At 61.7% G+C, this 19,788-nt stretch carries 15 protein-coding genes and 1 pseudogene; 7 read left to right on the top strand and 9 right to left on the bottom strand.

The window, feature by feature from the left end; genetic code table 11:
- Positions 1 to 158 precede the first annotated feature (158 nt).
- The 6 genes and pseudogenes from HGP13_RS08875 to HGP13_RS08845 form a co-directional block, all read right to left on the bottom strand.
- Positions 159 to 614, bottom strand: a pseudogene (locus tag HGP13_RS08875) (DUF1629 domain-containing protein); the annotation flags it as partial.
- A gap of 276 nt (positions 615 to 890) precedes the next feature.
- Positions 891 to 1,037 carry a hypothetical protein gene (locus HGP13_RS08865; protein ID WP_172224065.1) on the bottom strand — a complete coding sequence of 49 codons (147 nt, stop codon included), beginning with the start codon at positions 1,035 to 1,037 and terminating at the stop codon, positions 891 to 893.
- 25 nt (positions 1,038 to 1,062) lie between these two features.
- A complete protein-coding gene (locus HGP13_RS08860; RefSeq protein ID WP_172224063.1) occupies positions 1,063 to 1,317 on the bottom strand; it encodes a GlsB/YeaQ/YmgE family stress response membrane protein in 255 nt (84 codons plus the stop codon).
- Between the two features lie 111 nt (positions 1,318 to 1,428).
- Positions 1,429 to 1,632 (bottom strand): hypothetical protein, encoded by a 204-nt coding sequence (locus tag HGP13_RS08855; protein ID WP_172224060.1) that lies wholly within the window; start codon positions 1,630 to 1,632, stop codon positions 1,429 to 1,431.
- Positions 1,633 to 1,728: 96 nt separating this feature from the next.
- Positions 1,729 to 2,349, bottom strand: coding sequence for a ribonuclease D (locus HGP13_RS08850; RefSeq protein WP_172224058.1), 621 nt, complete (start codon positions 2,347 to 2,349; stop codon positions 1,729 to 1,731).
- Positions 2,350 to 2,428: 79 nt separating this feature from the next.
- The gene (locus HGP13_RS08845; protein WP_172224055.1) at positions 2,429 to 3,814 is read right to left on the bottom strand and encodes a M20/M25/M40 family metallo-hydrolase; all 1,386 of its coding nucleotides are present in this window, start codon (positions 3,812 to 3,814) and stop codon (positions 2,429 to 2,431) included.
- Between the two features lie 479 nt (positions 3,815 to 4,293).
- On the opposite strand from HGP13_RS08845, the gene polA reads away from it, so the two are divergent.
- Positions 4,294 to 7,251, top strand: a complete 2,958-nt coding sequence (gene polA, locus HGP13_RS08840) for a DNA polymerase I (RefSeq protein ID WP_172224052.1) — start codon at positions 4,294 to 4,296, stop codon at positions 7,249 to 7,251.
- A gap of 7 nt (positions 7,252 to 7,258) precedes the next feature.
- A complete protein-coding gene (locus HGP13_RS08835; RefSeq protein WP_172224050.1) occupies positions 7,259 to 7,726 on the top strand; it encodes a macro domain-containing protein in 468 nt (155 codons plus the stop codon).
- A 1-nt stretch (position 7,727) separates the two neighbouring features.
- Here the strand turns inward: HGP13_RS08835 and HGP13_RS08830 are convergent, their stop codons facing one another.
- Entirely contained in the window at positions 7,728 to 8,132 is a 405-nt protein-coding gene (locus tag HGP13_RS08830) for a Fur family transcriptional regulator (RefSeq protein ID WP_172224046.1), read from the bottom strand.
- Positions 8,133 to 8,376: 244 nt separating this feature from the next.
- On the opposite strand from HGP13_RS08830, the gene HGP13_RS08825 reads away from it, so the two are divergent.
- The 5 genes from HGP13_RS08825 (at position 8,377) to amrB (ending at position 16,503) form a co-directional block, all read left to right on the top strand.
- Entirely contained in the window at positions 8,377 to 10,578 is a 2,202-nt protein-coding gene (locus HGP13_RS08825; protein ID WP_172224043.1) for a caspase family protein, read from the top strand.
- 123 nt (positions 10,579 to 10,701) lie between these two features.
- Positions 10,702 to 11,082, top strand: coding sequence for a hypothetical protein (locus tag HGP13_RS08820; protein ID WP_172224041.1), 381 nt, complete (start codon positions 10,702 to 10,704; stop codon positions 11,080 to 11,082).
- Entirely contained in the window at positions 11,079 to 11,786 is a 708-nt protein-coding gene (locus tag HGP13_RS08815; RefSeq protein ID WP_172224038.1) for a hypothetical protein, read from the top strand. The genes HGP13_RS08820 and HGP13_RS08815 overlap by 4 nt, the downstream gene beginning before the upstream one ends.
- 2 nt (positions 11,787 to 11,788) lie before the next feature.
- Positions 11,789 to 14,821 carry a caspase family protein gene (locus tag HGP13_RS08810; RefSeq protein WP_246707312.1) on the top strand — a complete coding sequence of 1,011 codons (3,033 nt, stop codon included), beginning with the start codon at positions 11,789 to 11,791 and terminating at the stop codon, positions 14,819 to 14,821.
- Positions 14,818 to 16,503, top strand: a complete 1,686-nt coding sequence (gene amrB / locus HGP13_RS08805; protein WP_172224035.1) for an AmmeMemoRadiSam system protein B — start codon at positions 14,818 to 14,820, stop codon at positions 16,501 to 16,503. Before HGP13_RS08810 ends, amrB begins: the two co-directional genes overlap by 4 nt.
- A 6-nt stretch (positions 16,504 to 16,509) precedes the next feature.
- Here the strand turns inward: amrB and HGP13_RS08800 are convergent, their stop codons facing one another.
- Both HGP13_RS08800 and HGP13_RS08795 read right to left on the bottom strand, forming a co-directional pair.
- On the bottom strand, positions 16,510 to 18,336 hold the full coding sequence (locus HGP13_RS08800; RefSeq protein ID WP_172224032.1) for a hypothetical protein: 1,827 nt from the start codon (positions 18,334 to 18,336) through the stop codon (positions 16,510 to 16,512).
- A gap of 141 nt (positions 18,337 to 18,477) precedes the next feature.
- On the bottom strand, positions 18,478 to 19,566 hold the full coding sequence (locus HGP13_RS08795; RefSeq protein ID WP_172224029.1) for a serine protease: 1,089 nt from the start codon (positions 19,564 to 19,566) through the stop codon (positions 18,478 to 18,480).
- Between the last annotated feature and the right edge of the window lie 222 nt (positions 19,567 to 19,788).

Here is a 19,788-nt window from a genome sequence, read left to right as displayed (position 1 = left end):
ATCCCGGTGCCTAGGCGCTCGGATTGGAGGGTAGATGCGGCGGTTTAAGGGCGCGTTAAAGCAGGGTTTATGCACCCTTTTGAAATTCCTTAAGAATTTCTGAATCCGTCCCCAAGGATGGGATCGTGCTCTTCCCTCAAACTGGGACAGAATACCCGTTAGTAAGCTGAAATATCTGTGAAAAGTTCCGGATCTTTTATACCCGCCGCAATACAAGTATCTCGAACTGATGCGTCGCAAACCACAAGGGCTGTGTTCTTAAGTCGAAAAATGTGCGCAGAGCCAACAGATTCTAGCTTCAGGTTTAAAATCGAACGTCCGCTGAGATCATAAATCTTGACTCCTTGATGATATTCAATCTTCAGAGTTGAAGACGCCTCATCAACTGCATCAATCTCTCGGGTGACATCACAGAGATAGTGCTTTGGCTCAATTGGTTTTCCGCTTATGTGATAGACTTCGCATTCAGCAAAGACGACCGCCTCTTTGTCGGTTTCTTCCAAGGCAGTCTTAAGTCGCTCAGACACCAACCAATAACTCTCGAAATCCTCAAGATCCCGCGGCGGCCTCTTATAAGACTTCTTTTGCGGACGGAGACGAGGTGTCTCTGGAAAATCGGGAAAGCCTTATGTTCCCAAAATGGTTGGGCCTAAAATCAATCGCGGCGGCTGGACGAGAGCTTTTCTGTTCTCCAATTCCAAGCCTGTCGCCCCCCCTCGATAGGTTGGCCGAAGAGCGAAGAACTTGCCTTTTTTCTTGAGAGCTCCTCGCCCTTTCGCGGCCCACAATTCCAATTCACCTACCAATTTGGAACTCCGTGAGCGATCCTTGGACTGGCTTCGGCTCGCTCGCCGTCGCGAAATACAGAAAACCAGGCAGTCGATAATACCTCAGTTCTGCTGGATCGAAATACCCTTGTCGTCGATCTTGAGCTCGACGCCTTTCGGCTTGGTCTGCTCGCGGTAGGCATAGGCGCCTAGCGCGATGACCACAACGACGAGCGCGCCAACGAGGAGGTAGAGTGTGTTCTGCTTCATGGCGCGCTCTTTCTGATATCGAGCCTCACGCTCGCTTCAAGACTTTCACCAGCACCAAAAGGATGATGGCGCCGATCGTGGCGTTGATGATGGCAGCGAGAATGCCGCCGCCGATGGCGAAGCCGAGCCTTGGAAAAAGCCAGCCGGCGATGAAGGCACCGATAATGCCGACAATGATGTTGCCGATCAGGCCGAAGCCGAAGCCGGAAACGATGAGACCGGCAAGCCAGCCGGCGACGGCACCGATAATGATGAAAACGAGCAGGCTTTCGACGCCCATGGCGATTTTCCTCCGAGCAAGAGGGCGAGTACGGAGCGGAAGGCTCCGAATCGGCCCCGATATCAACGGCTTCAGGCTATGCGAAAGCAGCCTTGCTCGCCAGCGGCGCGCTCACTGGTCGTCATCGTCGCTCGCGGCTGGCCGCCAGCTGGTCGGCTCGACCTTTTTCTGGGTGTTGCTGTCGGTATAGACCCACCACCCGCCGTCGCGATGTTGCGCGATGGATTCGTTGACGACGCCGTCGCTGTCCTTCCACATGACGGAGACCTTGGAGCCGTCGGTCGGCGCTGTCGATATCGGCTTTCGGTCGGCCATCTTATCCCCCATTGACCCGTTGAAACTGCGCCGACAAAACGCGGCGGCTGGCATCTTGGTTCCAGTTGGCCACCGGCCAGGATCGCTCTCAGGCCATCAGCTGTGCGCAAAAATATCCTCTTCGTCCCAGCCCATCAGGTCAAGCTTGGCCCGTGTCGGCAAGAAGCGGAAGCAGGCGTCGGCTTCCTTTGTGCGCCCATCGCGCGCCAGTCGTCCGGCCAGCACATCGCGCAACCGGTGCAGATAGAGCACATCGGAGGCCGCATATTCGAGCTGCTCGGGCGACAGGGTTTCGGCCGCCCAGTCCGACGATTGCTGCGCCTTGGAAAGGCCGACGCCGAGAAGTTCGAAGCAGATGTCCTTCAGCCCGTGCCGGTCGGTATAGGTGCGGGTCAGCCGCGACGCGATCTTGGTGCAGAACACCGGTTCGGGCATCACCCCAAAGGCATTGTAGAGCACGGCGAGGTCGAAACGCCCGTAGTGGAACAGCTTGGTTACAGCGCGGTTCCTCAGCAGACTGACGAGGTTCGGCGCCTTCTTCTGGCCGGGCGCGATCTGGATGACGTCGGCGCTGCCGTCGCCAGGCGAAATCTGCACCACGCACAACCGGTCGCGATGCGGGTTCAGACCGAGCGTCTCGGTGTCGATGGCCACTGCATCGACATTGTAATGTGTGTGGTCGGGCAGATCATGCTTGTGGAAACGGATATCGGCCATTGTCTTCTCCGGTCGCGGCGTTCCCCGTCCTCGCCGCGATCCGGTGAAAAATCAACATAAAGTTGATTCTCACGCTCCTTTAGCGCGTCAGAGCATCCAGAATGCGCGCCCAGGAGCGCTGGCCCTTGTGGAAGGATGAGAGCTCGTATTTCTCGTTGGGCGAGTGGATGCGGTCGTCGTCGAGGCCGAAGCCGACCAGAAGCGATTCCATGCCGAGATAGGTCTGGAAATCACCGACCACGGGGATCGAGCCGCCGCTGCCGGTCGTCACCGCGGGCTTCGGCCATTCGTCCGACAGCGCGATCTTGGCCTTGGCCAGGAACGGCGAGTCGTAGGAAAGCTGGATTGCCGGCGAGCCGCCATGCGGATGGAACTCGACAGAACAGTCGGCCGGAATGCGCTCCTCGACAAATTTCTGGAAAGCGTCGCGGATCTTGGCCGGGTCCTGCTTGTGCACGAGGCGGAAGGACACTTTCGCCGAAGCCTCCGCCGCGATCACCGTCTTGAAGCCCTTGCCGGTATAGCCGCCGATGATGCCGTTGAACTCGGCGGTCGGCCGCGCCCAGGTCAGTTCCAGCACCGAACGGCCCTTTTCGCCCGATGGGATCGACAGGCCGACAGGCCCAAGGAAGGTCTCGGCCGTCTCTCCCAGCGTCTCCCAGGATTTCAGCACCTGCGACGGTGTTTCCTCAACGCCGTCATAGAAGCCGGGGATTGTGATGTGGCCATCCTTGTCGTGGATGTCGGCCAGCACCTTGGCCAGGATGCGGATCGGGTTGGCGGCGGCACCGCCATAGAGACCCGAATGCAGGTCGCGGTCGGCGGCCTTGACGGTGATCTCCTCGCCGACCAGCCCACGCAGCCCGACGCAGATCGAGGGCGTGTCGCGGTCCCACATGCCGGTGTCGCAGACCAGCGCGAAATCGGCCTTGAGCTCTTCGGCATTGGCCTCGAGGAACGGCTTGAGCGACGGCGAGCCGGACTCCTCCTCGCCCTCGAACAGGATGGTGACGCGGCATGGCAGATTGCCATGCACCTGTTTCCAGGCGCGGCAAGCCTCGACAAAGGTCATCAGCTGGCCCTTGTCGTCGGCCGAGCCGCGCCCTGATATCACCTTGTGGTCGGGCCCGACCTCCTTGATGGCAGGCGCGAACGGATCGCTTTCCCACAATTCGATCGGGTCGACCGGCTGCACGTCGTAATGGCCGTAGAACAGCACATGCGGCGCGCCGGCCGGCCCCTCATGATGCGCCACCACCATCGGGTGGCCCGGCGTGTCGCGCACGCTGGCATCGAAGCCGATCAGCTTGAGTTCCGCCACCAGCCATTCCGCAGCCTTGCGGCAGTCGGCGGCATAGGCCGGATCGGTGGAGATCGACTTGATCCTGAGCAGGCCGAATAGCCGCTCCAGGCTCTGGTCGAGATTCTTGTCGAGACGGTCGAGGACGGGGGAAACTGCGGACATTATTGGAGCCTTTCGATTCAGTGCCGGAACCGTAAAGGCAGAGCGGCGAAACGAAAAGCCCGGGACCATTGGACCAACGCGCGAGTCGGCTATCGCCAATGCATGTCGTCCCAAAAGTGGCCCCGGTTTTGGGAGAACGACATGCAAAAAAGCAATAGGCAAAAAAAGACCGCCGTGGTGGAGGGGGAACCACGGCGGTCCTGTACTCGAAACGATGCGGCAGCCCGGAGAGGGGGGATAGGCTGCCGCAGTTGTCCGGGATAGGCGGGGGACGGGCCTTGCTCCGGACTCGGCGAAAACTGCCGATGACCTGTATTTGTGTCTTTGAACGTGGCGTTTCAAGGGCACGAAAATTACACTTTTGTAACGTGGGCGTGATCAGCCGGGTCGACTTCGTTCTGTCAGGGTGTTGCCGGAACCGGTTGGTCTCGGTGCCTTTGGCATGGACCAAGCCATCGCGCCGCGCTATCCCTGCCGGCATGAAAAAAGGCGATCATCTCTTTCTTGTCGACGGTTCCGGCTACATCTTCCGGGCCTACCACGCACTGCCGCCGCTGACGCGTAAGTCCGATGGCCTACCGGTCGGCGCCGTTTCCGGTTTCTGCAACATGCTGTGGAAGCTGATGCAGGATGCCCGCAACACCGATGTAGGCATTGTGCCGACGCATTTCGCGGTCATCTTCGACTATTCCTCGAAAACCTTCCGCAACGACCTCTACCCCGAATACAAGGCCAACCGTTCGGCGCCGCCCGAGGATCTGATCCCGCAATTCGGCCTGATCCGGCAGGCAACCAGGGCGTTCAACCTGCCTTGCATCGAGATCGAAGGTTATGAAGCCGACGACCTCATCGCCACCTATGCCAGGCTGGCCCGCGAAGCCGGCGGCGACACCACCATCATCTCTTCGGACAAGGATTTGATGCAGCTGGTCGGCGATACGGTCGGCATGTACGACCCGATGAAGGACCGTCAGATCGGCATCCCCGAGGTCATCGAGAAATGGGGCGTGCCGCCGGAAAAGATGGTCGATCTGCAGGCGCTGACCGGCGATTCGGTCGACAATGTGCCTGGCGTGCCCGGCATCGGGCCGAAGACGGCGGCGCAGTTGCTGGAGCAGTTTGGCGACCTCGACGGGCTGCTGGCCCGAGCCGGCGAGATCAAGCAGGACAAGAGGCGCGAATCGATCATCGCCAACACCGACAAGGCGCTGATCTCGCGCCAATTGGTGACGCTGAAGAACGACGTGCCGGTGACCGACGGACTGGACGATTTCGTCCTGCATGCCCCGGACGGGCCAAAGCTGATTGGCTTCCTGAAAACCATGGAATTCACCTCGCTGACCCGCCGCGTGGCGGAAGCGACCAGCACCGAGGCCGGCGACGTCCAGGCAGTCGCCGTGACTGTCGAACGCGCCGACAATGCGCACGGCCCCGATGTCGGCGCCGGAGCGCCAGTTTCGGCTCGGACCGGTGCCGAGCCAAGCCAGGCCAACGGAGCGGCAACCACTACAGTGGACACCGGGAAGCAAGGTGACACCCCTTCCCTGCTCTCAGCCTTGCGGCTGGAGCGTGCGGCAACCGACAAGATCGACACGTCAGCCTACCAATGCATTCGCGATATCGCGACGCTGAAGGCGTGGATCGCCGAGGCGCGGGAGGCTGGTGTCACTGCTTTCGACGTCAGGGCGACGTCGGGCGATCCGATGCAGGCCGAACTGATCGGCATGGCGATAGCCACGGCGCCCGGCCGCGCCGGCTACATTCCCTTCGCCCACAAGAGCGGCAATGGCGACCTGCTCGGCGGCGGCACGCTCGAAAACCAGATCCCGCTTCGCGAGGCACTGGCGGTGCTAAAACCGCTCCTCGAGGACAAATCGGTCCTCAAGATTGCGCAGAATTTGAAATACGATCTGGTCATCATGAGCCGTTACGGCATCGATGTCGCGCCGTTCGACGACACCATGCTGATCTCCTACGTGCTCGATGCCGGCACCCCGCATGGCCACGGCATGGACGCGCTGGCCGAAAAATGGCTTGGCCATACCCCGCTCGTGCTCAAGGACGTGACCGGCTCCGGCAAGAGCGCCGTCGGTTTCGACCAGGTCGACATCGACAGAGCGACCGCTCATGCCGCGGAAGACGCCGATGTGACGCTGCGGCTCTGGTTGGTGCTGAAACCCCGGCTTGCCGCCAAGGGTCTGGTCTCCGTTTATGAGCGCTTGGAGCGGCCGCTGGTGCCGGTGCTGGCGCGCATGGAGCAGCGCGGCATCTCCGTCGACCGGCAGATCCTGTCGCGGCTGTCGGGCGAACTGGCGCAAGGTGCCGCCCGGCTCGAAGAGGAAATCTACCAACTCATCGGCGAACGCATCAACATCGGCTCGCCCAAGCAGCTTGGCGATATCCTTTTCGGCCGCATGGGTCTGCCCGGCGGTTCGAAAACCAAGACCGGCCAATGGTCGACCTCGGCGCAGCTGCTGGAAGACCTTGCCGCCGAAGGCCATGAACTGCCGCGCAAGATCGTCGACTGGCGCCAGCTGACCAAGTTGAAATCGACCTACACCGATGCGCTGCCCGGCTTCATCCACCCCGACACCAGGCGCGTCCACACCTCCTACGCGCTGGCCGCGACGACGACGGGCCGTCTGTCATCGTCCGACCCGAACCTGCAGAACATTCCGGTGCGCACCGCCGAAGGCCGCAAGATCAGGACCGCCTTCATCGCCGATAAGGGCAACCGGCTGGTCTCGGCCGACTACAGCCAGATCGAGCTGCGCGTGCTTGCCCATGTCGCCGAGATCCCGCAATTGCGGCAGGCTTTCGCCGACGGCGCCGACATCCATGCCATCACCGCATCGGAAATGTTCAACGTGCCCGTGCAAGGCATGCCGTCGGAGATCCGCCGCCGCGCCAAGGCGATCAATTTCGGCATCATCTACGGTATCTCGGCCTTCGGCCTCGCCAACCAGCTGTCGATCCCGCGCGAGGAGGCCAGCAACTACATCAAGAAATATTTCGAGCGTTTCCCCGGCATCCGCGACTATATCGAGGAAACCAAGGCCTATGCGCGCGAGCACGGCTTTGTCGAAACCGTCTTCGGCCGCCGCATCCACTATCCCGACATCCGCTCGTCCAACCCATCGCTGCGCGCGTTCAACGAGCGCGCCTCGATCAATGCCCGCCTGCAAGGCACCGCCGCCGACATCATCCGCCGCGCCATGGTGCGCATGGAGGAGGCGCTGGACAAGGCAAAGCTATCGGCCCGCATGCTCTTGCAGGTGCATGACGAACTGATCTTCGAAACGGTCGAGGCGGAGGTCGAGGCGACAATCCCGGTCGTGCGCCATGTCATGGAAAACGCGGCGATGCCGGCGGTATCGATGTCGGTGCCGCTGCATGTCGATGCCCGTGCGGCCCACAACTGGGACGAGGCGCACTGAAAATCCTATGATTGTCTTTGTCGCGGGGGATTTGCTGGCAGCAAAAGAAAATTACATCGCTCAGGGCGTCGCCGAGGGCAATCAGGAGGGGCTTGGCACCGGCCTCGCACTGAAGATTTCGAAAAAGTGGCCTAATGTACAAGCCGCTTTCAAGAAACACGCGCGGGCAGGTAAATTTACAGGGGGGCAACTCTGGGCCTTGAAACCGGATGGCGATCAGCCCGGCTTTGTCTATCTGGCGACCCAGCCCGATATGTATCACGCCACACTACCCTATCTGCGCAAGGCGATTCGTGGGCTTGCCAAGTGGGCTGACAGGAACTTGATAGAATCCGTTGCCTTGCCGAAAATCGGAGCTGGGTTGGGCAAGCTGTCGTGGCAGGACGAAGTTAGACCCCTGCTTGTGGAGTACCTCACGCCCCGAGCCACGCGATATGTGGTCTATGAGACATTCTTGAACGAGTTCGAGACGTAGCTTAAGCCGCTTGCGCCCGGCACTTCGCACACACACCCCGAAACTCGATCACTGCCTTCTTGGCGGCAAATCCCGTCGAGCGCACCCATTCGTCGAGCTGGTGGCCCACATCGTGATCCGACATCTCGGTCACCTGCCCGCATGTGTCGCAGATGGCGAAAGCGGTCATCGAATGGCTGTGGTCGTGCGGTTCGGCGCAGGCGACGAAGGAGTTGATGCTTTCCAGCCGGTGCACGAAGCCAGATTTGACCAGCGTGTCGAGGGCTCGATAGACCTGCAGCGGCGCGCGAAAACCGCGCTCGCGCAACTGGTCGAGCAAGGTGTAGGCGCTGAGCGGTCCGCTGGCGGTCTCGAGCTTCTCGAGCACGCACAATTGGTTTTTCGTCAGCACATCCCTAGCCGCCATGGTCCGGTTCCAACTTTGTCCAACGCCATCTTCAGGCTGTTTGCCCGGGCAAACCGCCTGATCCCATTGAGATAGCGACGAACCGTCGTCTTTGCTACTGTTCTGTTGTCCCGGACCAATCGATGACGTGCCGGCACATTTGGTGACGGCAAGCTTGATGGCGCAGCGACATTCAAAATACTGACAAAATCCTCGACGAGGATGGTTTCGCTTGGGAAATTCGATCGGGCTTGGGGAAGCAATCATGATCAAATTGACACGCCGGACGCTTCTTGTCGGCACTTCGGCGCTGATGGCCGCCGGTACGGTCTCGTTTCGAGCCCGGGCCGCATCGCGCACCTACCATGCGCTGCTGGTCGCCTGCACTGAATATCCTGCCTTGCCGCAGAGGAATTGGCTGATCGGGCCGAAGAACGATGCCGGCCTGGTGCACGAGTATCTGCTGAAGAACGTGCCGGCCCCGGTTAGGTTCGCACCCGAAAACGTCACGCTGCTCGCCAAGGACGTGCCTGGCGCCAATGGCTTGCCGACCCATGCTGCGATCAAGGCCGCCTTGGCTGACCTCGCTGCCAAGGTTCAGCGCGACGATTTCGTCTACCTGCATCTGTCCGGCCACGGCGCCCAGCAGCCGGAGAGGGTCAAGGGCGACGAGACCGACGGGCTCGACGAGATCTTCCTGCCTGTCGACATCGAAAAGTGGATCAACCGCGATGCCGGCGTGCCGAACGCGCTGGTCGACAACGAAATCGGCGACGCGCTCGACGCCATCCGCAACAAGGGCGCCTTCGTTTGGGCTGTCTTCGACTGCTGCCATTCCGGCACCGCGACACGCGCCGTCGAGGTCGATGACGAGCTGGAGCGCAAGGTTGAATTCGCCGACCTGGTCGGCGGCGACGAGGCGGCAAGAGCGGCGGCCATCAAGACCTATGAGGACACCGTCGCAAGCGCCTCGCGCGGCCTCGACGAGAATGGCGCGCGCAAGCCCGCCTTCAACCTGACGCCTACCGGCGGCGAGGCGATCACCAAGGGCAAGCTGGTCGCCTTTTATGCCGCGCAGACGGTGGAGACGACGCCGGAAATGCCACTGCCCAAGGGCACGACGGATGCGCCGCGCTTCGGCCTGTTCACCTTCACCATCCTGTCGAAACTGGCGGAGAATCCAAACGTCACCTATCGCCAGCTTGGCCAGGCCGTGCTGCAGCAATATTCGGCCGACAGCCGTACCCGGCCGACGCCGCTATTCGAGGGCGAACTCGACGCGCGCGTCTTCGGCACCGACAAGACCGACGCGGTCATGCAGTGGCCCATCGTCGTCAAGGACGGCGAGGCGACGATCGGCGCCGGCCTGCTACATCGCCTCACTCCGGGCAGCAAGCTCGCCATCCTGCCGTCGGCGCTGTCGTCGCTGTCCGACGCAGTCGGCTATCTCGAGGTGGAATCGGCAAAAAACCTGGAAAGCCATGTCAAGCCGGTCGAATTCGAGAAGAAGCCGGCACTCAAGCTCACCGACTTTCCCGCCAACGCCTATGCGCGGGTGGCGGAGATCGCCGTCGACTACAAGCTCGCAGTCGCACGCCCGGCCGCGACCAAGGGACTGGAGAAGGAAACCGCGCTGGTCAATTCAGTCCTCGACGAACTGGCCACCGCGAAGGAAACCGGCTTCAACATCGAGCTGGTCGACCCGGGCAAGAGCGCCGAGCTGCGCTTCGCGGTGATGCGCGAGAATGCCATCGAAGGCGCCGCCAAGGACGCATCCGACAAGCCGGCGCTGTGGTTCCTGCCGTCATCGGGCGACGTGACCTTGAAGGACGGCAGCAAGCCGCCGCTGGTCATCATCCACCCGGACGATCGCCAGAAGCTGGTCGACGCCACCACCAGGAATTTGCGCACCATCTTCCGGGCCACCGGCCTGTCGCGGCTGGCGGCGGCCTCCGACTACAAGCCCGAGGATGTCGACGTCCAGTTCCAGGTCAAGCGCCGCGACAAGGATGGGCTTGAACCCTTGCAGGCTTCGGTGGTGCCGCGCGTCTCACCGGGCGACGAGGTGCATGTGCTGGCCAAGAACAGCTCGGACCAGTTGGTCGATATCAACGTGCTCTATGTCGGCAGCGACTATTCGATCACCCACATCGTTGCCGAGCGCCTCGCCCCGCAGGCAACGTTGGAGGAAGGGCTGCTCGCCTTCACAGACACCAGCTTCGGCATGGAGCGGATGATCGCGGTGCTGACCGAGGCGCCGCCGGAGAGCGAGAAGGAGGATTTGAGTTTCCTGGCGCAGGATGGCGTCGCCTCGATGACGCGTGGCCTCGGCCCCCCCAGCTTCTCCGACATGCTCGCCGATATCGGCGCGGCGCCGCCGACCCGCTCGGTGATGCGGCTTGCCGACAAGAGCGGCCCGAAGGGCGCGGTGATGATCTTCCCGATGGAGACGGTGCCACGCGCCTGAGCTCCGGCGCGCGGCCCTAACGGCCCGGTATCGTCGGCTCTTGCGCGATTGGCGCGATATGAGAACATTCCCGGCCGCGGCCATGGCGCATGATGGCCTGACAAAAGCAAGATAGGATCGATCGTGAAGAATTTTGTGTTTCCCTGGCGTGGAGCGGTGGCCGGCCTTGCCGGCAGCCTGTTGCTGATCGCCAACGCTTCGGCAGAGGACGCTTGCGGCCTGTGCGTCAAGCAGATCGTCACCAACTCGGAACTGGCGACCTGTTTTCTCGACCAGTACGACCAGATCGCCAAAAGCAACGGCAACGCTGTCGTGGTCGATCTCTCAAGCTGTGCCTCGCGCGGCATCGTCGAGGCATTGCCGTCACCGACAAAGGCGCCTGCGGAACCGGACATGCAGTTCATGGTTTCGCGCCTGCAACTGCAGTGCCTGAAGAAGCAGTTGGAGGCGCCCGGCGTCGTGCTTGACCCCTCCGCCACCATCCAACTGGACAGCTGCAAATGAAGAAGCCTGCCGGCACCACCAGGCAAATCGCTGCTGACGCACCCGCCAAGGCGCCGGCGGCAAAGCAGACGCTGCCGGAAACCACCGAAGGTTTCCCCTGGCCAAGCAGCCATGAGATCAAGAAGGAGAGCAATCCCTTCACCGACCGTGACTGGCGCATGCTCATCTATGCCTGGTCGGGCATGGCTGTGCGTTTCGCCATCATCTTCACCCTGGCATTCTCGGTCTACCAGTTCCTCGCCAACCAGGAGCAGAAGCGTGTCGAGCAGACCATGTCACTGGTCGAACTCTGGGAGACCAAGGACTACCAACAGGCGCAGCGGGCGTTGAAAGATCGGCTCGCGGCCCTCAATGCCAAATACGACAATCTGCTTAGCGCCAATCCTTCGCCGACCGAGGAGCAGGTTTTCCGGCAGCGTATCGGCATCGAGGCAATGACCGCCGCTGGCGGCGACATGCCGCTCGCCGAGTTCAACGAGAATTTCGACCGCATCGTCTATTTCCTCAACCGCCTGTCCTTCTGCATCGACGGCGACCTGTGTTCGCGCAAGGTGACCGACGCCTATTTCCGCGACTATGCCGTCTCGTTCTGGAGTTATTTTGCCGGCTATGTCGACAAGCAGCGCAAGGCCGGTTCGCCGACTTTTGCCTCGGCGATCGAAGCCTATGTACGCAGCGGGCCACCGGCGGCTGAAGCCAAATAGTGATGGGAAAGGCCGGGATCCCCGTTCGCCTCATGCGCGCCTGCCGCTGGCTCGCCATGGCCGCAGCTTTGGTCACGGCCTCGTTCGCTCGCGCCGAGGACGCCCCGGATTTCCATCTCGACCTCGACACCGGGGGCCACACCGCGAGGATTGCCGACCTCGCCTTCACACCCGATGGCGAGGATATCGTCTCGGCATCCGACGACAAGACCATCCGCGTCTGGGACTGGCAGAGCGGCGTGACGCTGCGCACCATACGCGGCTATCTCGGCAATGGCAGCGACGGCAAGATCTTCGCGGTCGCGGTCTCGCCGGATGGCAAGACGATCGCAGCCGGCGGCTATTTCGGCGCCAGCCTCGGCGACAAGCCGCCCTATGGCGACATCAGGCTGTTCGATTTCGCCAGCGGCAAGATCACGGCTGTGCTCAAGGCCGCCGACTACGCGACCTATGACCTCGCCTTTTCTCCCGATGGCAAGACGCTTGCCGCCGGCGGTGCCGACGGCGTCGTCTATTTGTGGAAACCGGACGACAAGGCCACGTCAGGCTGGACGCTGGACAAGAAACTCGACGCCGATTCCTGGCACATCGACAAGCTGGCCTTCGCCGCTGCGGGAACCCGGCTGGCGGCGACCACGACCGACAACGGCATCCGGCTCTGGGACGTCGCTAAGGGCGAGGAGATCGCCTTGCCTGATGAAGCCAAGCCATTGCGGGACATCAGCGTCATGGCGCTGGCCACCTCGCAAGATGGCAGCCTGTTCGCCACCGGCAGCAAGGACGGCCAGGTCCAGCTCTGGCGCGCGGCCGACGGCACGCTGGTGCGCACCATGCCGAGGCAGGATTTCCTTATCGGCTCGCTGACCTTCGCCAAGGGATCGCGGCTGATCGCCTCCTGCGGCTATCGCTGCGCCGACAAGCACCGCTCCATCGTCTGGAACACCGACAGCGGCGAGAAACTGCTCGACTATGCCGGCCATGACGGCACGGTCTATGCCAGCGCCGCCAATGCCGACGGCTCGCTGGTGGCGACCGCCGGCGGCACGCGCAACGCCGTCCAGGTCTGGGACCCGGCGACGGGGGAACGCAAGGCCTTGCTGCAAGGAGTGGGGGAGCCGGTGACTGCCATCGGCATCGACGCGGCGAACGGTATCATCGCCTGGAGCAATGCCAACCCCTGTCCCGAGCGCGTCGCTTGCCCGGAACAGATGGGAGCGCTGGACAAGAGGCTGGAGCTGCCCACCACCGAGCGGTTCTTCGAGGATCCGCAGCCGTTGACGGAGCCGGGCTCGTTTGCCCGCGCCGCGCTGACCGACGGTGAGTGGTCGCTGCACGCCACTCAAGGCGGCAGGGACGCACTGGAAAACGCGGTGCTGGAGATCGCCAATGGCGGCAAGGTGGTACGCTCGATCGAGAACGACGCCACCAACGGCTTTGTCCATTCCGCCTTCACGCTTATCGATAACGGGCTTGGCCTGATCACCGGCGGCAATGACGGCACGTTGCTGGAATACAAGGCCGCGACCGCCAGGGTTTCCGGCGAATTCACCGGCCATACCGGCGAAATCAACGCCATGGTCGCCTCGCAGAAAGCCGGTCTTCTGGTCACCGGCAGCGCCGACCAGACGTTGAGGCTGTGGAACCTGAAGACGCACGAGCTGATCGTGTCGATGTTCTTTGCCGGCTCGCAATGGATCGCCTGGATGCCGCAGGGCTACTACTATTCCTCCGACGAGGGCGACAAACTGATCGGCTGGCAGGTCAACCAAGGCCGCGACCATGAAGGCCGCTTCATCCGCGCCGGCCAGTTGAAGAAATATCTCTGGAGCCCGGAAATGGTTCGCCGCGCCATAATCCTGCGCAGTGCCAAACAGGCGGTCAAGGAGATGCGGCCGGGCGTCGACAACGAGTTGCAGAAGCTGTTGCAGCGCAAGCCGCCGGAATTCGGCATTCGGCTGGCCGACGACCAGAGCAAGGTACGCGATGGCTATGTCGCCGTCGAGATCACAGGCGCCAAGGAGGCCGGCGCCGATGTCGCCGGCTTCTCGATCCTGTCGAACAGCCGCAATGTCGGCGACATTGCCACGCGTTCGGCGGACGGCAACAAGACAATCGTCGAGATCCCGGTCGAGAATGGCGAAAACACCATCCGTATCACCGGCACCAATGAATTTGGCTACCTGACCGAGCGCAGCGTGACGGCGCTGGCCAGGAAGGTCGACAAGGCCGAGGCCAAGGGCAAGCTCTATGTCGCGGTCATCGGCGTCGACAAATATCCGTTCCTGACCGACGCCTGCTCCGGCCACGCCTGCGACCTGCGCTACCCCGTCGACGATGCCACCGAATTCCTCAAAGTGGTTGCACAGAAATCGGCGCCGCTGTTCTCATCGATGGAGACGCTGGTTCTGGTCAACCGCGAGGCTCTCGACGAGAGCCCTGACAAGGCGCAGCAGACTTACACAGTCGCTAGCGCCGACAACATCATGGAGCCGGACTCGCACACGATCGACGACCAGCTCGCCGATTTCCTCGACAAACCCGGCGAGCACGACACCACCATCATCTTCGTCGCCGGCCACGGCATCAACATCGATGAGGATTACTATTTCATCCCGACCGATGGTCGCAAACAGGATGCCGACCGCTGGAAGCGCTCTTCGCTTGTCGACTGGGGTGATATCCAGAAATCGGTCGAGCGGGCCAAGGGCATGCGCTTCATGCTGCTCGACACCTGCCATGCCGCCAACGCCTTCAATCCGCGCCTGGAAAAGGACGCGCAGGACGCACGCATCGTCGTGTTCTCCGCCACCGCCGCCAACAACACCGCCGCCGAGCTGCCCGAACTCGGCCACGGCGTCTTCACCTATTCGATCCTCGAAGGTTTGCGTGGAAAGGCAAGAACCTCGGATGGCGGCGTCACGCTGTTCGGGCTCGCCGATTTCATTTCGCGTGAAGTGGTTCGGCTGACGTCGTCGAAGCAGAAGCCGTTCTACTATGTCGGCGGCGTGGAGAACATTGTGTTGGCTGAGCCGTGATCGCTCGTCTGCTGACTATTGTCGTCTGTTCTCTGATTGTCAGCGGCGCGGTACAGGCCGCCCCGATCGTCTGCCCGCCCGGCAGCGAAAACTTCCCGCCCTTCTATGACGACGCGACGCTGTTCAAGAATGCCATCGCCAGCGTCGCCACTATCCAGCCTTCCAACCAGCGGCTGACCGGCATCACCGTGCCGCATCATCTGCTGGCCGCCGACCTCGTGGCACTCGGCTTCCGCGCGGCATCCGGCTTCCGCTATAAGCGCATCGTCATCCTGTCGCCGGACCATTTCCACAAGACGCACAAGCTCTACGCCACCGCGGCGCGCGGCTTCGACACAGTACTTGGCCCGGTTACAGCCGACACCGATGCCGTGCGCCTTCTGGAGGCACATGGAGACATGGTCGAAGAATCCTGCCTGTTCGACAAGGAGCACGGCGTGCGTGCCATGCTGCCTTTCCTCCACCACTATTTCCCCGAGGCGAAAATCGTGCCGGTGGCGATGTCGGTCAAGGCGAAGCGCGGCGACTGGGACAGGCTGGCCGAGGCGCTCAAACCGATCGTCGACCAGGACACGCTGATCGTCGAATCCACCGACTTTTCGCACTATCTGCCGCAGCACGACTCCCGGCTTTTCGATCAGCAGACGCTGAATATGCTGGCCGCCGGATCGCTAGACGGCATAGCGGGCTTGCGCCAGCCGGATCATGCCGATTCCGTCGGCGCGCTCTACATCCAGACGAGGCTGCAGCGCGAACTGTTCGGCGCCCAGCCGCTGGTCGTCGCCAACGAGAACTCGCAGGAACACACGTCCGACTATGTCGAGCGGACCACCAGCTATGTCGTGGCGCTGTTCGGTGCCTTCGGTCCCGGCTTCAACAACCCGACACGGCCCAAGGACAGGATCTACTATCTCGCTGGTGACGTGAATTTCGGCCGTGCCATGAAGAAAATCCTGGTCCGCGACGGCGTTGCCGACAAGATCGTCGACAGCATTCTAGCGCTGACCGGATCGCGGCCGCTAATCATCAATCTCGAAGGCGTCATCCTGCCCAATGTGCCGGAAGCGATCGACGATATGACGCTGGCCATGCCGGAAGACCTCGCTGCCAGCATGCTGAAGCGGCTGCACGTCGCCGGCGTCGGCCTTGCCAACAATCACGCCTATGATCTCGGCGCGTCAGGCTATGCCGAGACGTTGCGCGCCCTGAACGAGGCAGGCATCCCGCATTTCGGCCAGGGCGAGACGCTGGCGCTTGCCGATCTCGATCTCGTCGGCCTAACCGACATCGACACCAACGGCTCAAAGAACACCGACCTGTTGACCCCTGCTCTGCTCGACCGGCTGCTGCATGAGAATGGGCAGCGGCCGGTGGTCGCCTTCGTCCATTGGGGCCGCGAATACAAGACCGAACCGTCGCCGCGCGAACAGATGCTTGCCGATGAGATGCGGTTGCGCGGCGTCTCGGCGATCGTCGGCGGCCATCCGCATGTGTCGAGCGAGGCCATCGTCCCGCTTGCCGGCGGCGATGTCGCGGAGGTCTATTCGCTCGGCAATTTCCTGTTCGACCAGAGCGCAGAAAGGTCGTCAGGATCGATGTTGGAACTGCGTGTCTTCGCCCAAGGGACGATCTTCACCAGGCTCATTCCGCTGCCCAATTATTTCGAGATGGGTCGCAAGTAGGAGAGCCTAGCCGCAGCCGGCCATATCGCGCGGCAGATAGCAGGCCGCCGGCTCGGTCTTGGTCTCGAACAGCGACCGCTTCGGCTTGAAATAGAAGAAGGTCACCGGCTTGCTCTCGCGCACGCTGCCGTCGGCAAAATGCGCGGCGATGCTGAAACTGTGGACCGACGACATCGACGACCACATTTTCAGCCGCGCCGTGTAGGCGCTGACGTTCCTGTTGCCGCGCACCGGCATTGCAATGGTGTAGTCGTGCTTGCCGATCGGGAACTCGATGTTCTGGTAGCGCATCGCTTCCGGTGTGCCCCCGCCGCCATCGCCGCATTCGGCCATCGATTCGGGGGTCTCGAAAACCGCCATGCTCACCGAGGCGCGGAACGGCTCGCTCTTCTGATAGACATGACCTTCGTCATCCGCCCAGAAATAATCGAACTTGCCGATCGCATTCAGCGTCATCGCCTGTTGCATATTGCCGAGATAGTCGGCGACCTCGCCGAACTTGATCTTGTTGGTCAGCTGGCTGCGGCAGACATTGAGACTGTCCACCGAAGGGCAGGGAAAACGCCCCGTTTCCAGGCTGGCCGTATCGACGCCGGCTTCGGTGAGCACGCTCTTGATCGACACGTCGACGCCCTCGCCGAAACTGCCAATGTCCTTGCTGAACATGCGGCTGGGCTGGCCGGTCGGGTTGCCATCCTCGTCCACCGTCGTGAACTGGATGGACATCTTCATGTCCTTGGCGTCGCCCCAGCCATTGTTGATGATCGAGAAATCCGGCCGGAAGCCGACACAGCCGAAATGCTCCGATATCGACAGCATCGGCTTGCGGTAGGCATCGCTCGATGCAACCTTCATTTCCAGGCGGTCGAGCTTGACTTTGGATTGGTCTGTCGTCTTGAGGTCGACCTCGGCGAAGGCCGGCGCCTCGTCCCAGTCCTTGCGGCCAAAGACATTGCTGGTCGTGATCTGGCCGGTGCCGTTCCAGCTGTCATTGTCCTCCTCCGCCTGCGGATAGATCGCGATGTCCTCGTCGCGCACTAGATGCTGGTACTGCATGTCGGCCTGTTGCGTCATGCGCTGGTCGACCACGACGCCGATCTGGACTTTGTCGGCATCACCGCCGCCGGCCTGCGCCTTGAGAAGGCCGCCGACCCTGGCATCGGCCAGAACGTCCGGGCGCGAGCCGCTGACCTCCTTGCCCATCACCCATTGCGATTCATAGACCGTGCCGCCGGTGAGCCGGGTCTGGCCCTTGCCGTTCTTGAGGCCATCGACAAAAGAGCAGGCAAAGATCTCGCCAGTTTTCGACAGCAGCCGGCCCTCGCCATTCGGGATGCCATCGACGAATTGCCCCTCATAGCGATTGCCGTCGGCATCTACATGGATGCCTTTCCCGTTGAGTGCTCCGCCAAGCCAATGCCCATCGAAGACCTCGCCCGAGCGCAACTCGAGCCGACCCTGCCCATCGGGCCGGCCGTTCCTGACGTCGCCGAAATAGCTGGAGTAGACGGTCTTCGGGTCATAGCTCGCCGAGCCGCGCACCCGCCACACCAGCCTGCCCTTGCCGCTGATGGTGCCATCCTCGGCGATCGTCTTATCGGGCGACTGGCCAGCCGCCGGCTCCCAGACGAAGTCGAGGTTCTTTTCCGGATGAAAGTCCCAGACGCGCACGGTCCGGCGCAGCACCGAGCGCGTATCGGGCTGATAGAGTATCTGCACGCGTTCCGCCCAGGCACCGCCGACAGCGGCGGCATCGGCAAAGGCCACTGAAAGCATCAGCGTGGCCAGCATCGATGCGGCCGCGACCCCGAACAATGACCTTGCCCGCGCCATCCCGAAAACCCCTTTGGATGCCAACCCCTTGGCAAGCCAAGCGTAGTCGCGGTGCCTGCCTCGTGCAAGCGGAAGGATCGGCACGAAAAAGGCGGCGGGATTGACCCGCCGCCTTTGCATTCTCTGCGAATTCAGCCCGGATTATTTGTACAGGCTGTTGATCCACTGGATGTTGGCGGCGTTCAGGCGCACGGCGGTGTTCGCCTCGGGGCTTTCCGCCACGTTGACGCCGGTGATGATGCGCTGCTTGGAGTTGTTGTCGTAGGCATAGACCGAGCTGCCGCTCGACCCCGGGAACGTATCGCAGTCATACTGGAAATATTCCGGGGCGATGTTCTCGGCTTTCACTTCGCAGCTCGCTTTCCACATCGTGCCCATCGGCTTGTCGCCGGGATAGCCGACGAGGTTGGCGGTGAAGTCGCCGAGATCGTCATAGTTGGCGTAGCCCAGCCAGCCGAGATTGGTGCCGACATCCTGCTTCAGCGTGATGATGCCGAGATCCCACGGGATGACCGAACCATAATAGCCCTGGTAGTTGTCGATGAAGCCTTGCAGCACATAAGCACTTTCATAAGTGAAGGCGCCGAACGGTGCGTCATCCTTGGTGCTGCCGTTGAGGCCCGGCACGAACAGATAGTCTGAGAGCCAGTCCTTGTCCTCATGGCTGTAGAGGCAGTGTGCTGCGGTGAGCACGGTGCGCGGGCCGATCAGGGTCGCCGAGCAGCTGCCGTAGCCGGTCTTCGACTTGGCTTCGAGATAGCCGATTGCCGAGAAAGGATAGGTCTTGGTGTTCTTGACCTGCTCGCGATCGTCGGTGCCGAAAACCTGGCGGCCGGCTTCGCCTTCGCCAAGCCCGGGATCCTCGGTCTTGCGCGGGCCACCTTCAGCTCCATTGGCCGGCGCATTCAGTTCCTTGATGATGATCTCCCGCAGCGCTTCGCTCGGTTCGATCTTGATCACCTTGCCATCGGCGGAACGCCCGACGATGCCATAGGATTTCACAGCCGTTTTTTCGTCGGTGAGCGGCGCGGCGCGGCTGTCTTCGTCAGTAAGCTTCGGTGTCGTGATCGGTCTTGCCCGGCCAGCCTTGAAGTCGCCTGAAGATATGTCCCGCATGCTTTCGCCATTACCGGCACTGGCGGAACCAGGGTCGGCGGCGAAAACCGGGACCGTCCACATTGCGGTGGAAAGCAATGCGGACGCAATCATAACGTTTGTCAGTTTTGTCATGGTGAGACTCTCCCAAAAGTCAGCAAGGACTGGATCAAAATACAGAAATATTGTCGAGATCGTGGTGGTAGCGAAAAAATGGTTAAGGCAATCGGCGTACGCACCGGTTCGTTGTTTGCCACGGTCAATCTAAGCCCCCGCCAAAAGACCCCATCGCGACATACTGCCTAAAATAATCCTAGATTGGCAATGACAAATCGCTTCCACGTAGCCCGTGGGGGG

Origin of the sequence: Mesorhizobium sp. NZP2077 (genome assembly GCF_013170805.1) — a bacterium.
Lineage (GTDB): Bacteria > Pseudomonadota > Alphaproteobacteria > Rhizobiales > Rhizobiaceae > Mesorhizobium.
Note: the sequence above shows the minus strand (reverse complement) of the source record. Positions and strands in the feature narration are given on the sequence as shown.